Here is a 14,689-nt window from a genome sequence, read left to right as displayed (position 1 = left end):
CACGCGATTTAGATTGAGTGCAAACTATGATATTATTAACTTAATAGTAAAAAATGGGAGGAATAATATGATTTCAAAAGAAGTAGCCTCTAAAGTATTATCAAAGTGTTTGATAACAGGTGGAGATTTTGCAGAAATATTTGAAGAAGATACGATAAGTAATTCAATAGGTATAATAGATAACAAAGTTGAAAATGCACTAGGTGGAAGAAGTTATGGAATCGGAATTAGGATTTTTAAAGGATTGAAAAGTGTTTATGCATACACTAATGACAATTCGATTTCTTCATTATTAGATACAGCGTATAAAGCAGCACTAGCACTAGGAAGTTTAAATGAAGAAAAAACTATAGTATTAAATAATAGTATAAAGTACAAAGATATGCATCCTATAAAATTATATCCAAATTTAATAGATTATAAAGATAAAATAAAAGTAATGAAGGAAGCATATAAAAGTGCAAAAGATTATAGTACAGATATTTCACAAGTAAATGTAACTTATTTAGATAAAGATCAAAAGGTACTAGTAGCCAATACTGAAGGAATATATGTAGAGGATAGACGTATAAGAACTAGACTTGGTATTAGTGCTATTGCATCAAAAGGAAACGAAAATCAAACTGGATTTGAAGGTCCTGGAAGGGCTATGGGATTTGAAATGTTTGAAGAAGTAGATCCCGAATATTATGGTAAAGAAGCTGCTAGAACAGCATATACTATGTTACATGCCAAAAACTGCCCTGCAGGTAAAATGCCTGTTGCAATAGATAATGGATTTGGGGGAGTAATATTCCACGAAGCATGCGGACACTCATTAGAAGCTACATCAGTAGCAAAAGGAAACTCTGTATTTTCTGGGAAGTTAGGTGAACAGATTGCATCTTCAAAAGTTACAGCAATTGACGATGGAACATTAGCTAACCACTGGGGGTCTAGCAATGTAGATGATGAAGGAAATTTAACTCAAAAAAATACATTGATTAAAATGGTATTTTAAATTCATATATGATAGATAAGTTAAATGGAAGAAGAATGAATATGGAAGCTACAGGAAGTTCTAGAAGACAAAGTTACAAGTATGCACCAACTTCAAGAATGACAAATACATACATAGCAGCTGGAGAAGATAAAGAAGCAGATATAATAAAATCAATTGATAATGGACTTTATGCAAAAAAAATGGGTGGAGGATCTGTGAATCCAGTAACAGGTGAGTTTAACTTTGCAGTAGCTGAAGGTTACCTTGTTAAAAATGGAGAGATTAAAGAACCTGTAAGAGGAGCAAGCTTAATTGGAAAAGGTAGTGAAGTACTTATGAATATAGACATGGTGTCTGATAACCTAAAGCAAGCTCAAGGTATGTGTGGTTCATCTTCAGGTAGTATACCAACAAATGTGGGTCAGCCTATGATAAGAGTTAAAGAAATTACTGTAGGCGGAAGATCGGAGGAGTAATTATGGAATTTAATATATTTAAAGATCAATTATTTGAAAGAGCTAAGCAAGAAGGTTTTACCGATTGCGAAGTTTATTATTCTGATGGAGAAAATATAAGTATATCTGTTTATGAATTTGAATTAGAAAAATATAATATTGATAAGTATATAGGTCTTTCATTTAGAGGATTAATAAATGGTAAAATGGGATATTCGTATACTGAAATTTTAGATGAAGAAGCCATAGATATGTTAGTGAAAAAGGCAAAAGAAGGAGCTGTATCTATAGAAAATACAGATGTGCAGTTTATATATAAAGGTGATGAGAGTTATAGTGAGGTTAAAACTTATTCAGAAAAACTAGAAAATATAGATCCTGCTGAATTGATTGAAATAGCTATAGATTTAGAGAGACAAACAAAAAATTACAGTGATAAGGTTATTAATTTAAGTGGATGCAAAGTATCATACAGTTCATCAAGAAGCTTAATTAGTAATACAAAAAATCTTAATTTAAGTAACAAGAGTAATTTACTTATGGCATATGTAATTCCGGTTATAGAAGATAGAAATCAAAAACAAGATGGAATGGGATATCAATTAGTTGAAGATATAAAAGATATAGATACTAAGAAAATTGCATCAGATGCAGTAAATGAAGCATTTTCTAAAATTGGGGCTAAATCTATAGAATCAGGCAACTATAAAACTATAATAAATAATGAAGCTATGTCATCTTTACTTGAAACATTTAGTGATGTATTTAGTGCAGAAAGTGCTCAAAGAGGAATGTCATTACTTAAAGATAAAGAAGGTAGTAATATAGCTTCTGATATTGTTACAATAGTAGATAATCCATTATTAGACAATGGATTATCATCAACACCATTTGATGATGAAGGAGTTGCAACCTATAAAAAAGATATAGTTAAAGATGGAAAACTAATAACTTTACTTCATAACCTAAAAACTGCACACAAAGCAAATACAAAAACTACAGGAAATGGGTTTAAGTCATCGTACTCATCAGTTGTAAGTGTTGACCCAACAAATTTCTATATAGAAAAGGAAATTTAACTTTCGAAGAACTTGTAAAACACGTAAATGAGGGTATAATAGTAACTGACTTTGCAGGTCTTCACTCAGGGGCAAATTCAATTACAGGAGATTTTTCTTTAGCTGCAAAAGGATATTATATAACAAATGGAGAAAAATCGTATCCTATAGAACAAATAACTGTGGCAGGAAACTTTTTTGAATTAATTAAAGATATTGAAAATATAGGAAATGATTTGAAATTTCCATTAAGTAATATAGGATCACCATCTGTTGTAGTTAAATCTCTATCTATAGCAGGTAAATAAAATAAAAAAGCACTTAATTTAATAAGTGCTTTTTTTATAAAAATATATGGGATTACTTTGAATCACTTATGATTTTTCTTAAAGTAGTAGAAGAATTATAAGCAACTGAAAAAGCACTTACAGCATTTACTAAATCATCTTGGTTTTCAGTTTTTAAGAAGTCTTCAGATTTTATTAAAGATACTTTATAAAAACTTAAAATGGCCTTAATAGCTAGAACGGTTGTATCATCTTTCGTTGGTACTGTAGATGATTTTGAATTTAAGTTTTTAATTAATGAATCTAAAATTCTAATTTGTTGTTTTGCAGAATCTTCGTTAAGTTCATCTTTTAATATAGTATTAATAAGCATATACATATTATTATCTATTAAGTCTAAATCTTTAATTAAGTCTTGCGAGATAGAACTAGGTGTTAAACATTCAAATGCTGAAACAAAATTTAAATTACAAGTTAAAATAGTTAAAGTCATGATTATTATAATTTTAATTTTTTTAAAGTTCATATGTCCACCTCTTTTTTATAGTGCATGTATATTAAAATATTTTTGTAGTAGTAAAAGTATTAAAGTATCTAGGAAATAAACTATAAAATTTATTAAATATTATATGTAAATATCAAAAAATATAATGCTGTAAAACCTTAACAAATTATAGTGTTTATATGGAAATTTTTATGAATAAATAAAAATACAATGAATATATATATTAAAAAGGGTGTGAAAGGATGCCTAATAATAAGAAGAAACAAAAATAAAATAAATAATTCAGTTGGCGACAGCTCAACTAATTCTATTAGCAAGTATTTTAGACCTTCTAAAAGTAATAATAGAAAAATTTTTATAAAATGTTTCTTTTTAAATTGGCATTTAATTTAAAAAATATGAAGAAAGAATCTAAAGTATTAATAATTGCATTTATCATATTTATAATTAGTTTATTAATAAGATGTATTTAGAAACTTATACAATAACATAAATAATATAAAAATAAAAATATACATTTTAGATTATTAATTAAAAGTGCTCCTTAAATAAGGAGCTTTTTTATTATAAAAAATTAATTTACTTGCCTAAATATTATATTTCTCAAGTTAATAGAAGCTGTATAGCCCATTGAAAAAGCATTTATGGAACTTATTAAATCATCTGAATCTTTGGAATCTATATATTTATTAGCTTCTATTATAGATAATTTATAAAAACCTAAAATAGCTTGTAAAGCAGCATCAACATCAGCGTGCTCTGAGGATAGATTATAAGATTGTTCAGTTAAATCATATATTAATGAGTTGATAAAGCTAATTTGTCTTCTAACTCCGTCTATATCAAAGTTTTCTGTAGAAATAGAATTTACCAATACATACATATTGCTATCTAAAAAATCTAAGTCCTTAGAAATCGAAGTTAATGATGACTCATATGGAGAGATTTTAATAGCGTAGGATATATTTACATTACTCATAAAAACAAACAAGATTATAGTAGTCAAAATAGATAATTTCTTTAAATACATATTGAATCACCTTTTTTATAATTATTATATGTAGAAAATAGTCAAATTATTTTCTACATATAATAATTATAAAAATATAAAATTTTTAAAATGACAAAAAATACAAATTACAACAATACAAATGATATATACTATTACTGATTTATAAAAGTGGAGGGTTGATATGAGTAAAAAAATATTAGGATTAGTTTTAGTAGGTGTGTTAGTTTTAGGAATGATAGGATGTTCTAATTCAAAAGAAGCAAATAAAGCAAATAAAGCAAATGAAAATACAACTAAAGAGGAAGGGAGCTCTAAAAAAGACATACCAAGTGGCTTAGATGAAGAAATAGGTAATGGTAGCGTAGTCTTATCTACACCAGGAGGAACAACAGAAAATAGAAATACTCCCATTGTATTTGTAGGACAAGATACTCTATTAGATCAAATAGGTTTATCTGCTGAAAATTTAGATGGTAGTAAATTATCGTATGTGTATATAGACGGTATGCTTAATACTAAAGAACAACTTGGAGAAATTACTCAAACTACAATAACATTACAAGATAATTCATTGAAAGAAGGAAAACATAAGGTAGAAGTTGTTCAATATGATAATGATGAACAGACTGGAACTCCTGTAACTTATAAAGTTGCAACTTATGAAGTAAAAAATAAATAGTAATATATAAATATTTTTAAGTTCAAAAAACAAAAAAGGAATCATAAGTTTAATATGATTCCTTTTTATTTTGCAATAAAATTTAATTTTATCAGGATATTAATTATATTTTTATTAAGATAATCATTAAAAAGTTGAATTAATTAATTATTTATTGTAGAATAAAATTTACCAGTTTAGTTTTATTTAACTTAAAAAACTAGACAAAACTTCAAAATCAGATGCAAAAGCATTGAAAACTCTAGATAGTAAAAGACTACCTAGGACTTGTTCGAGAACCTCCAAGTATAAAAAACTAAGGTAATTATATAGTGGCAGTATATAAGACATATCCTTAGCTATGACTTTAAATTAAAAGTTGTAAGGTTCTCCTTATTAATAATTTTTTAAGGAGGATTTGTTATGCAAAAAAGAAAAGTAATAATTGACTGTGACCCAGGTATTGATGATTCATTAGCTTTATTATTAGCTATAAATTCACCAGAACTAGAAATACTGGGAATAACTACTTGCAGCGGGAATGTACCTGCTAAGATTGGAGCTGAAAATGCTCTATATACACTTCATAGATTTTCTGATAAAAACATAGATGTATATGTTGGAGAAGAAAATCCCATAAAAAGAGAACTTGTAACAGCTCAAGACACACATGGAGAAGATGGTGTTGGAGAAAATTTCTATGAGAAAGTACCTAATAAGTTTATAAAATATGGGGGAGTAGACTTTATTATAGAAACACTAAAAAATAATAAAAATGTATCTATAATAGCTCTTGGACCATTAACTAACATTGCTAAAGCACTTATGAAAGAAAATATTTTTTAAAAACTTAGATGAATTTATATCTATGGGTGGTGCATTTAGAATACACGGTAATTGTTCGCCTGTTGCAGAATTTAATTATTGGGTTGATCCACATGCAGCTGAATATGTTTACAAAAATTTACCTAAAAAAATCCACATGATAGGGCTAGATGTAACTAGAAAAATAGTATTAACACCAAATATTATAGAATTTATAAATAGATTAGATAAAAACTTATCTGAATATATAACACAAATAACAAGGTTTTATATTGATTTTCATTGGAACCAAGAAGGGATAATAGGATGCGTTATAAATGATCCATTAGCTGTAGCGTATTTTATAGATAGAAGTTTGTGTGATGGATTTGAATCATATACAGAAATTGTTGAAAGTGGAATAGCTATGGGGCAGAGTATAGTAGATTCATTTGACTTTTATAAAAGAAATCATAACAGTGTAGTGCTTACTGAGGTTGACGAGAAAAAATTCATGAGTATGTTTTTAAAAAGGCTATTTCCTAAACACATAGATAAAATTGATTTGATAGGGGGATTAATTTAAATGAAAAAACTCTATCTACATACCAAGTAACAATAATAGCTTTAGGTATTGTATTAAATGTAGTTGGCGCGTTTATAGCACTGACATTAAGACTACCTATATACTTGGATTCGATTGGAACTATATTTATAGCGTGTGTACTAGGGCCTAGATATGCTGTTTTAACAGGAATTTTAGGGAGCTTTGTAAGTGGAATGACATTTGATATATATTCATTATTTTTTATGCCAGTTCAGATAACAACGGGATTAATAGCTGGAATTATATTTGAAAAAGATTTTTTAAAAGGTGGTAAAATATTTATAGGAGTAATGGCTTTTTCAATCCCAACTTCTATATTAAGTGCTATAATAGCAGCATTTGTATTTGGAGGCGTAACTTCATCAGGATCATCATATATAGTACAAATTTTATCCGTATTTGGAGTTAATAAGATTGTAGGCGTATTTTTTACACAGGTTCTAACTGACTATACAGATAAATTTATAGCAGTTGTAATTGTAAAATATGCAGTTTCGTTAGTTCCAAACAATATAATAAATAAATTAAAATTTAAAAATAGTTATATGGAGATAAACAATGGATAGATATAGTGAAATCAATAATAAAAATAAACGTGAAATAGTACTTCTGAAAGGATTTCCTTGTATATGGGGTAAATGTTCATTTTGTGATTATACTCTAGATAATGACAATGATGAAGAAGATATGAATAGATTAAATTTTGAAGTATTAGAAAATGTTACGGGAAAATATAAAGTATTAGAAGTTATAAACTCAGGAAGTTGTTTTGAACTTCCTAAAGATACTTTAGATAGAATAAAAAGTATTATAATCGAAAAAAATATAGAAAAGTTATTTTTAGAAAGTCACTGGTGTTATAAAAATAGATTAGACGAAATTAGAAGATTTTTTAACATACCTATAATATTTAAAACTGGAGTAGAAAGTTTCGATTATGATTTTAGAAATAACTTTTTAAAGAAAAATGCTAAGTTTAAAACTGTAGATGAGCTAAAAGCTTACTTTGATTCACCTTGTATGATGGTAGGCATAAAAGGTCAAACTAAAGAAATGATAGATAGGGATATAGATATAGTTTTGAATAACTTTGAACATGCTACTATAAATGTGTTTATAAATAACACTTCTTGTATAAAAAGAGATGAAGAATTAGTTACTTGGTTTAAGGAAAAGTATAAATTCTTAGATGAAAATGAAAAATAGAAGTGCTTTATAATAATACTGATTTTGGAGTTGGTGAATAAAATATGTGTGAATTTGGAAAAATGTTACAATAATATGAAAAAATTTAAAAAAAATATGGAACTAAGTTCATATATAGTATAATATAATAACAAAGACGAAGAACCGAGGTGCTAATATATGAACAACATTATAAATAAGACATCAATAATATGTACAATGTTAATGGTTACAGTTAGCATGCTTTCAGGGTGCTCATCAAATGAAAGTATTACTGATAATAATATAAATAAAAAATAGAATCTGAGAGTGTAAACATTGATATAAATGAAAAAATGCTAAAGTACTGAAAATAGGTAAAACAGAAATAATAAATGAAAATAACAGTGGAAATAGTGAAGAACTTAATATTATAGATACAAAAACTAAAGTTACAAATACAAGTGACTTTAACATTCGAAATATAGAACTAACATTCAGAGAGTATGATAAAGAAAATACTGCATTGGCAAAAACAGAAGCTTTATGTAAAATTACATTAAAACCAAATGAAAGTGCATATATACAAGCTGCACATAAAAAATATGCTAAAGATGTTAAAGTTACAGGATATTCATATAACTTAGGCAATAAACTTGTAAGTATAGACTTAGAAACTAATAAATTAGATATATCAACTACGAGGGAAAGAGTTGTAAAAGATTCAAAATATGATATATTGGGGATATCTAAACCAGAACTTGTAAGTGAAGTTAATGGTGGATATAGCTCTAAAATTACAATAAAAAATATTTCAGATAAGGATATAGGAAGTGTAGTTTTAGAAGTTGCAGAGTTAAATGATGAAAATGAGTACACTAATGTAACTTACTTGGATTCATATGAAGTAATTAAAAAATCTCAAGATGTAAGTTTAAGTTCCGTACATGCTAATGATGCAAAAAAATTAGAGGTAATAGGATATATTTATGATGACGTAAAAGACAATACAACTGTTGAAGTAAATTTAAAATTAAATGAAGTAATATTATTAAAATAAAAAAATTAAAAAATTTGTATTGAAAGTTGATTGCATATATACTATAATATTTATAAATAGAATATAGAATATAGCTAAGAAGGAAAATAGTAAAAAGCAAGTTTGTATTCAGAGAGTGAGTGGTTGGTGAGAACTCATTACAATGGTTTTTGAATCCATTCCGGAGCTACTAGTCGGAAATAATAGTAAGACTAGTCGTAAACCTACGTTACAGGACTGAGGAGGTTTATATTTTGTTAATATAAACAACTAGGGTGGCAACGCGGATAACAAGACTTTCGTCCCTTTTTTAAGGGCACGAGGGTCTTTTTTTATTACTTAGCTACAACTAATTACAATAATAAGTAAAAATATTAATTAAAACAAGATAAGATTGCAATAAAATGTAAAAATGGGTACATTCATACAATTATATTCTACCATGGAAGATAAAAAAGTATACTATAAAATACGTAAATATAATATTATAAAATAATTAAACTTGAAAATATCAAAAAAGATTAATTCCTGAGAAAATATACTTAATTAAAAAAATGTAAAAATATTGAAACAGGGTTACTTGTTGTACCCAAAATAAGTATGAAAACCTTTATTGTAAATAAAAATTAATTAAAATTGTTTTGATTAGTAAATAGAATTGTAATTAGTTTATAAAAAAGATTTATAAAAAATTTTTACAAGTAAATAATAAAAAGGATGAATATTGTAAAGTAATAAACAAATGTGAATAACAAATATATGTATAAGTTAAATAATACTATTTTAAGGAGAGATTACTAATGAAAGAGAATAATCAAAACTATGGAAATTTAGATTTTGTAAAATTAAATGAAACTTTAGCAGATCCAGAATTTGCAAATTGGTATTATAATCAAATAATGAATGGAACTGATGCAAATTTAGAGATAATGGGATTTGTAGATATTTTAAAGAAATACTCAGACGGAGAATATAAATAAACAAAAATAAACCTCACATTTGTGAGGTTTATTTTTATTTATTTGTATTTTTTATAAAACGATTCGTATAAAGGTATAGTTATAATTGAAGCAATAAAAGCGTCTATCATATCGTGCATAGTATCTGCAAGTCCACCAACTTGCATATTTGTTCCCAAAAAGCTATCTATTAAAAATTCAGATATCTCCCATAAACCAGCTATAGCCATGCTAAAACAAAATGTAAATACAATGATAACTTTTCTATCAATCAGTGTATTTGAATTAGAATTTAACAGAACCAATGCATCATATGCAAATAAAACGGCTAAAACACCTGATAGAGAATGCATTATATCATCATAATGATTGACTATTCCATAAAAATCGAAACAAGAACCCAAGTAAGATGAAAATAAAGTAAATATAAGTATTGAAAAATTAAAATAGGAGAAATTACATTAATAAATTTTTTGGTTGCAAATTTTATAAATAAAGTTATCATTAGAGAGCAAAAACAGGGTACAATTTGAAATGATTGTCCAAAGAAAATAAAGTATATTAAAGAAATTGTATATAATAATATAAGTATGTTTGTAGTTAAAATTAAGTATTTAGGAACTTCTTTTTTATAAAATAACAAAATGAAACCCTCCTTCACGTTTTAATGTATTACTAATAATATATTAAAGCAATTAACAAAATATGTATAGCATAAAATTTCCTAATATAACAATAATTAATTGTGTTTTTTTAAAATAATTCCAAATACTAATATTGATTACAGTTATAAAAAATAGATGAAGGGAGTTTTTTATATGCTAGCTAAAAAATATATAAAATATAAAAGAAGAGAAAAGAATTGGAGAGAAAACTAAAAGAAACAAAGCTGCAAAATAACTACACTTACAGCTTTAGGAATAGGAGCCGCGACTATTGGTGCTACAATGGTATATAAAAAAGTTAAGGCAAAGCAAGATGATTATGATTATGATTATGGCTTAGAAAATGTATATGAAGAAAATGAAGACTATGAATTAAAATCTAAAATAGAAGAATTTAATAGTAATAGATTAAGTTATGATAATGAAGAACATTCATCAAATGAAGAAATGAATAAGTTTATAAATAAAATTGACAATGAAGATGAAAATTTAAATGAAGACCAATTTAAATAAAACTCCCTAAATGGGAGTTTTAATAATTTATACCAGCTACCTTAATATTTTCTTTTTCCATAGAGCTACAAGGCGTAACACCATAAGTCATGTTGCAATGATCGCATTTGTCAACATGCGTATTCATAATAAATGTATTTTTACAATTGGAACAAACGATTTTATGTGGTGTTCTTAATGGAAAATCAGCCTTACCTTTACTTCTAACTAAATCAACAACTTGCTTTCCGTCATTCTTATTTGTATTTGCACATCCGCAAGACATAAAAAAATCCTCCTAAGTGATAAATTATGTAGATTATTATATATTAAACAAATAAAAAAATCTGTAACAAATGTTACGAATTAGTATGTAAGTTATTTAAAAAGATTTATAAAAATTATTATGCATGGGAGTGAAAAAGTATCTAGCAAGAATGCTCCTACTAAAGGAACTATCAATGATGCTTTTTCAGATGGACCATACTTATGGGTAACAGAATTTATGTTAGCTAATGCATTAGGTGTATTTCCTATTCCATGACCTATAATACCTGATACCATTACGGCTGCATCAAAATTTTTTCCTAAAACTTTAAAACATACAAAGATTGAGTAAATTAGTATGAATATAACTTGAGCAAAAATTATTAAAATCATAGGACCTGCAATAGTTGATAAATCTAATAGATTTATACTCATAAGGGCTATTATTAAAAACATTGAAAGTGCTATATCACTTGCGAAATCTAGTATATAGAAATTTAAATCTATTAATTTGGCTTTATCATTAAAATTTCTAAATATACAAGCAACGATCATACAACCTACCACACTTGGGATAACGATGGAAGTTTTTAAATATATTGTCCTTGCGATTAAATCTCCAAAATTCAAGCATAGAAGAATAACTAATGTATGTTCAAAAAAATTTATTGGGGTAAAAATATTAGGTTTAGAATTTCTAGTTAAAAAGCTTTTAGTTAAAAAATTACATTTTTTATTATATAACTTAGGATATGGATTAAACTTAGGTTTTAGATTGTTCTTTTCAATTAAATATCTTGACACTGGAGCACCTAAAAGTCCCCCTATTATTATACCTAAAGTTGCAGAAGCAAGACCTATGGTAACAGCACCGTTTATTCCTAATTTTTCTATAGTACTGCCAAATGCGGCTGCATTTCCATGTCCGCCTTCCATTGATATAGTTCCACACATAAGAGCTATTAATGGATGAATATTAGTAATTTTAGCTATCAAAACAGCTATTATATTTTGAGAAAGTGCTAAAAAGCCACAGAGAATCCAGTACTTAAATAGTAAACTTCCTCCTTTTTTACAAGTTTAAAACTAGCATTAAGTCCTAATATTGTGAAAAAAGCAGTCATAAATATAGATATAAAGTTTTGAGAAACACTTATGTTTACAATATTGAAAATTCTTAAAAATAATGATAAAAGTGTGAAAAGTAATCCACCTATAACTGGTGATGGGATACAAAATTTTGAGAAAAATTTAATTTTATCTTTTAAGAAAGTACCAATTATGAAAAATACTATAGCTATAGATAATGTAGATAACAAATTTAGATTTACGTTCAAATCAAAGCACCTCCTAGAGAAGATTATATGACCTTAACTCATAATTAATGAAAGAATGTTTTAAAAAATATAGTAAAACACATAAAAATAGCGAAAAACAGATAACAACAATCGACAATTAATTTAAATGGTAAAATTTTAAATAAAATCTTGTTTTATTATGGCAAAATAGGGTAATATATATAATATAAAAATATTTTGAGGGGTGGTAAATATGAAAAAAATAAATGAATTACTAAAAGAGTTTAAGGATGAATTAAAAGGTATAATGGATACTATGTTAGTAAGTGAAAGATTAAACTCTCAAAGATGTATAGCAAAAGATATAGATACAACTAAGACAATAATAGATCAAAAGAAGAAAAAAGAGAACTTGATGAACAAGAAATGAGAAAACTACATAAATCTTTAACTGACTTAGTTGAAAATTTAAAAGGTGTAGGTGGAGAATTATTAGTAAGTGAAAGGTTAAATACACAAAGATGTATAGCGAAAGATATAGACACAACTAAAACAATAATAGATCAAAAAGAAGATGAACACATAAGTATGGAAGAAATTGAAAAACTAGCAGATGAAGCTAAGGGTCTAGTTAATACTATGTTAAATGAAGAAAAATTAAATGAAGAATTAGATGTAGTAAAAGGGAATGATACTACGGAAACAATAATAGACAAAGAGAAAGATTTAGAAAATACAGAAGAATTCCACAAATTAGTAGAAGAATTAAAAACATTAATGTCTACTATGTTAGTTGGAGAAAGATTAAATACACAAAGATGTATAGCAAAAGATATAGATACAACTAAAACAATAATAGATCAAAAAAATAAAAAAGTAAAATAGTCTTGTCTTATTTTACTTTTTTTATTTTTTCAAAAAAAATACCATGAAAGGGTCATCAAGTGTTAATATTAAAGAAAAATATGATTAATATGGAATGCATTGGACATAAATTAAATATAGATAAAAAAACAAATGATATGGATAATCATTTACAAATGAAAAATAAAATAGTATAATTTAAAATATAAAAATTTCGGAGGATGATTTATGAGTATACTGATAAGTAGTGCTGAAGAGACCTTTTTACATGTGGGTTCACTAGTCAGCATGTCTATATTAATTTTTGGATTTATAAACTACAAAACAAGCGGAAGTTTCGTAGAAATAATAAGTAAAAATAAAAAATTACAGCCACTATTTGGAGCTTTGTTAGGAGCGCTTCCTGGTTGTGGAGGAAGTATAGTTTTAATGCCGCTATTTATAAGTAATAAGGTAACCTTTGGAACGATAATAGCGAGTTTGATTGCTAGTATGGGAGATAGTGCCTTTTTAATGATGACAACTGATTTTAAAGCATATATCTTAGTAACGGCTATAAGCTTTTTAGTTGGTATTTTAACTGGATACATAGTTGATCACTTTAAAACAGAAGAAAGATTAGAACTACATAAATGTAAGTCTGATTTGAATAAAGACAAATCTAATAATTATTCAAGAACGTCGACTTCTAATTTATGTGATATTCAAAAAAGTAGCAAATTTTATCATCTAGCATATGAAATAGTTCATGGGATAGGATATAAAATATATTTATTATTACTTATAACGGGATGTGTATTTATGATACTAGCACATTCAGGGTTAGAGTTTGGATTTATAGAAGCTATGCATTCGTTTGAAGAAATAATAGCTATATTAGGTATAGTAGCATCTTTTATATATATGATAATGACTAAAAAGGTTATTGAAAATGAAAACTTTGAAGAAAATGAACATAAACTTATGTCATTAAAAGAAACTTTAATACATTCTGTAAGTGAAATATCCTTTGTTATTGTTTGGATTTTCTTAGCATATGTATTATATGATTTAATTATACTTATGGCTGGAGGAGAAGAAGCACTAGTAAAATTAATATTAGGAGCAGGAGTTATAAGTGTATTTGCTGGAGCTGCACTTGGAATTGTACCAGGGTGTGGAGTTCAAATTGTAGTGATGTCATTTTACTTAAAAGGAAGCTTACCTTTTGCAGCATTAGTTGCAAATAGTATATCTCAAGATGGAGATGCATTATTCCCTTTATTAGCTATGGATAAGAAGTCTGCTTTATGGGCAACTATAATAACCACAATTCCATCAATTATAGTAGGATTATTAATTTATTTTATATAGAAAAATTAATGGTTAATTTATAAGCATATATTCATATTCTATAGTATAGATTTTATTATGGAGGAAATATATGAAAAATAACTGTATGGTTGTTGGAATAGCAATAGGAGTTTTAGCTGGAGTATTATTTACGAGAATAAATTTTACAACACTTATTACCTTGGCACTAGGTATATGGATTGGATATTTTTTATCTAATAAAAAATAGGAGCTATCTCAT

At 26.5% G+C, this 14,689-nt stretch carries 16 protein-coding genes, 3 pseudogenes, 1 riboswitch and 1 other annotated feature; of the genes and pseudogenes, 14 read left to right on the top strand and 5 right to left on the bottom strand.

All coding sequences use genetic code 11. From position 1 onward, the window contains the following. The first annotated feature begins 67 nt into the window (after nt 1-67). Together LEQ07_RS06470 and LEQ07_RS06465 are read left to right on the top strand one after the other, a co-directional pair. Nucleotides 68-1,458, top strand: a pseudogene (locus LEQ07_RS06470) (TldD/PmbA family protein). Nucleotides 1,459-1,460: 2 nt separating this feature from the next. Next, nucleotides 1,461-2,803: pseudogene (locus tag LEQ07_RS06465) on the top strand (TldD/PmbA family protein). Between the two features lie 52 nt (nt 2,804-2,855). On the opposite strand, the gene LEQ07_RS06460 reads toward LEQ07_RS06465, so the two are convergent. After that, entirely contained in the window at nt 2,856-3,308 is a 453-nt protein-coding gene (locus tag LEQ07_RS06460) for a hypothetical protein (protein WP_046821905.1), read from the bottom strand. A gap of 553 nt (nt 3,309-3,861) precedes the next feature. Then, nucleotides 3,862-4,317: a hypothetical protein gene (locus LEQ07_RS06455; protein ID WP_263329962.1), complete on the bottom strand. Its 456-nt coding sequence runs from the start codon at nt 4,315-4,317 to the stop codon at nt 3,862-3,864. Between the two features lie 163 nt (nt 4,318-4,480). Between LEQ07_RS06455 and LEQ07_RS06450 the strand changes: the two genes are divergently transcribed. The 7 genes from LEQ07_RS06450 (at nt 4,481) to LEQ07_RS06425 (ending at nt 9,551) form a co-directional block, all read left to right on the top strand. Next, nucleotides 4,481-4,978 carry a hypothetical protein gene (locus LEQ07_RS06450; protein WP_263329961.1) on the top strand — a complete coding sequence of 166 codons (498 nt, stop codon included), beginning with the start codon at nt 4,481-4,483 and terminating at the stop codon, nt 4,976-4,978. 260 nt (nt 4,979-5,238) lie between these two features. Further along, a riboswitch (PreQ1 riboswitch) is annotated at nt 5,239-5,283 on the top strand. A 97-nt stretch (nt 5,284-5,380) separates the two neighbouring features. Next, nucleotides 5,381-5,803, top strand: coding sequence for a nucleoside hydrolase (locus LEQ07_RS20880; protein WP_332842960.1), 423 nt, complete (start codon nt 5,381-5,383; stop codon nt 5,801-5,803). Between the two features lie 22 nt (nt 5,804-5,825). Beyond that, entirely contained in the window at nt 5,826-6,347 is a 522-nt protein-coding gene (locus tag LEQ07_RS20875) for a nucleoside hydrolase (RefSeq protein ID WP_332842959.1), read from the top strand. Nucleotides 6,348-6,451: 104 nt separating this feature from the next. Continuing rightward, complete coding sequence (locus LEQ07_RS06440) at nt 6,452-6,934, top strand: ECF transporter S component (RefSeq protein WP_263329960.1); 483 nt, start codon at nt 6,452-6,454, stop codon at nt 6,932-6,934. Beyond that, the gene (locus LEQ07_RS06435) at nt 6,927-7,574 is read left to right on the top strand and encodes a hypothetical protein (protein ID WP_332842958.1); all 648 of its coding nucleotides are present in this window, start codon (nt 6,927-6,929) and stop codon (nt 7,572-7,574) included. The genes LEQ07_RS06440 and LEQ07_RS06435 overlap by 8 nt, the downstream gene beginning before the upstream one ends. A gap of 325 nt (nt 7,575-7,899) precedes the next feature. After that, nucleotides 7,900-8,592 carry an FxLYD domain-containing protein gene (locus tag LEQ07_RS06430; RefSeq protein WP_317852034.1) on the top strand — a complete coding sequence of 231 codons (693 nt, stop codon included), beginning with the start codon at nt 7,900-7,902 and terminating at the stop codon, nt 8,590-8,592. Between the two features lie 67 nt (nt 8,593-8,659). Next, nucleotides 8,660-8,881 (top strand) — a binding site (T-box leader). Nucleotides 8,882-9,371: 490 nt separating this feature from the next. After that, nucleotides 9,372-9,551: a hypothetical protein gene (locus LEQ07_RS06425; protein WP_046823454.1), complete on the top strand. Its 180-nt coding sequence runs from the start codon at nt 9,372-9,374 to the stop codon at nt 9,549-9,551. A 38-nt stretch (nt 9,552-9,589) separates the two neighbouring features. Here the strand turns inward: LEQ07_RS06425 and LEQ07_RS06420 are convergent, their stop codons facing one another. Next, the gene (locus LEQ07_RS06420) at nt 9,590-9,934 is read right to left on the bottom strand and encodes a DUF2238 domain-containing protein (protein WP_263329959.1); all 345 of its coding nucleotides are present in this window, start codon (nt 9,932-9,934) and stop codon (nt 9,590-9,592) included. 543 nt (nt 9,935-10,477) lie between these two features. Between LEQ07_RS06420 and LEQ07_RS06415 the strand changes: the two genes are divergently transcribed. After that, complete coding sequence (locus tag LEQ07_RS06415; RefSeq protein ID WP_263329958.1) at nt 10,478-10,708, top strand: hypothetical protein; 231 nt, start codon at nt 10,478-10,480, stop codon at nt 10,706-10,708. A gap of 19 nt (nt 10,709-10,727) precedes the next feature. Here the strand turns inward: LEQ07_RS06415 and LEQ07_RS06410 are convergent, their stop codons facing one another. Together LEQ07_RS06410 and LEQ07_RS06405 are read right to left on the bottom strand one after the other, a co-directional pair. After that, a complete protein-coding gene (locus LEQ07_RS06410) occupies nt 10,728-10,973 on the bottom strand; it encodes a hypothetical protein (protein ID WP_263329956.1) in 246 nt (81 codons plus the stop codon). Nucleotides 10,974-11,065: 92 nt separating this feature from the next. Beyond that, nucleotides 11,066-12,273 (bottom strand): annotated as a pseudogene (locus tag LEQ07_RS06405) (sodium/glutamate symporter). 232 nt (nt 12,274-12,505) lie between these two features. Between LEQ07_RS06405 and LEQ07_RS06400 the strand changes: the two are divergent. The 4 genes from LEQ07_RS06400 to LEQ07_RS06385 all read left to right on the top strand — a co-directional run bounded on the left by LEQ07_RS06400 (nt 12,506) and on the right by LEQ07_RS06385 (nt 14,677). After that, on the top strand, nt 12,506-12,682 hold the full coding sequence (locus tag LEQ07_RS06400; protein WP_263329955.1) for a hypothetical protein: 177 nt from the start codon (nt 12,506-12,508) through the stop codon (nt 12,680-12,682). Continuing rightward, nucleotides 12,679-13,137 carry a hypothetical protein gene (locus LEQ07_RS06395; protein ID WP_263329954.1) on the top strand — a complete coding sequence of 153 codons (459 nt, stop codon included), beginning with the start codon at nt 12,679-12,681 and terminating at the stop codon, nt 13,135-13,137. Before LEQ07_RS06400 ends, LEQ07_RS06395 begins: the two co-directional genes overlap by 4 nt. Nucleotides 13,138-13,344: 207 nt before the next feature. Beyond that, nucleotides 13,345-14,469 carry a putative manganese transporter gene (locus tag LEQ07_RS06390; RefSeq protein WP_263329953.1) on the top strand — a complete coding sequence of 375 codons (1,125 nt, stop codon included), beginning with the start codon at nt 13,345-13,347 and terminating at the stop codon, nt 14,467-14,469. Between the two features lie 70 nt (nt 14,470-14,539). Continuing rightward, nucleotides 14,540-14,677, top strand: a complete 138-nt coding sequence (locus LEQ07_RS06385; protein WP_161794392.1) for a hypothetical protein — start codon at nt 14,540-14,542, stop codon at nt 14,675-14,677. The last annotated feature ends 12 nt before the right edge of the window (nt 14,678-14,689 follow it).

It is taken from the genome of Paraclostridium sp. AKS73 (assembly GCF_025671395.1).
Lineage (GTDB): Bacteria > Bacillota > Clostridia > Peptostreptococcales > Peptostreptococcaceae > Paraclostridium > Paraclostridium benzoelyticum.
This window is presented reverse-complemented; position numbering and strand designations above follow the sequence as displayed.

Excerpts from the sequence above, each read along its gene's own strand:
- LEQ07_RS06460 (WP_046821905.1), bottom strand. The coding sequence starts at position 3,308 with ATGAACTTTAAAAAAATTAAAATTATAATAATCATGACTTTAACTATT.
- LEQ07_RS06455 (WP_263329962.1), bottom strand. The coding sequence starts at position 4,317 with ATGTATTTAAAGAAATTATCTATTTTGACTACTATAATCTTGTTTGTT.
- LEQ07_RS06450 (WP_263329961.1), top strand. The coding sequence starts at position 4,481 with ATGAGTAAAAAAATATTAGGATTAGTTTTAGTAGGTGTGTTAGTTTTA.
- LEQ07_RS20880 (WP_332842960.1), top strand. The coding sequence starts at position 5,381 with ATGCAAAAAAGAAAAGTAATAATTGACTGTGACCCAGGTATTGATGAT.
- LEQ07_RS20875 (WP_332842959.1), top strand. The coding sequence starts at position 5,826 with ATGGGTGGTGCATTTAGAATACACGGTAATTGTTCGCCTGTTGCAGAA.
- LEQ07_RS06435 (WP_332842958.1), top strand. The coding sequence starts at position 6,927 with ATGGATAGATATAGTGAAATCAATAATAAAAATAAACGTGAAATAGTA.
- LEQ07_RS06425 (WP_046823454.1), top strand. The coding sequence starts at position 9,372 with ATGAAAGAGAATAATCAAAACTATGGAAATTTAGATTTTGTAAAATTA.
- LEQ07_RS06415 (WP_263329958.1), top strand. The coding sequence starts at position 10,478 with ATGGTATATAAAAAAGTTAAGGCAAAGCAAGATGATTATGATTATGAT.
- LEQ07_RS06410 (WP_263329956.1), bottom strand. The coding sequence starts at position 10,973 with ATGTCTTGCGGATGTGCAAATACAAATAAGAATGACGGAAAGCAAGTT.
- LEQ07_RS06400 (WP_263329955.1), top strand. The coding sequence starts at position 12,506 with ATGAAAAAAATAAATGAATTACTAAAAGAGTTTAAGGATGAATTAAAA.
- LEQ07_RS06395 (WP_263329954.1), top strand. The coding sequence starts at position 12,679 with ATGAGAAAACTACATAAATCTTTAACTGACTTAGTTGAAAATTTAAAA.
- LEQ07_RS06390 (WP_263329953.1), top strand. The coding sequence starts at position 13,345 with ATGAGTATACTGATAAGTAGTGCTGAAGAGACCTTTTTACATGTGGGT.
- LEQ07_RS06385 (WP_161794392.1), top strand. The coding sequence starts at position 14,540 with ATGAAAAATAACTGTATGGTTGTTGGAATAGCAATAGGAGTTTTAGCT.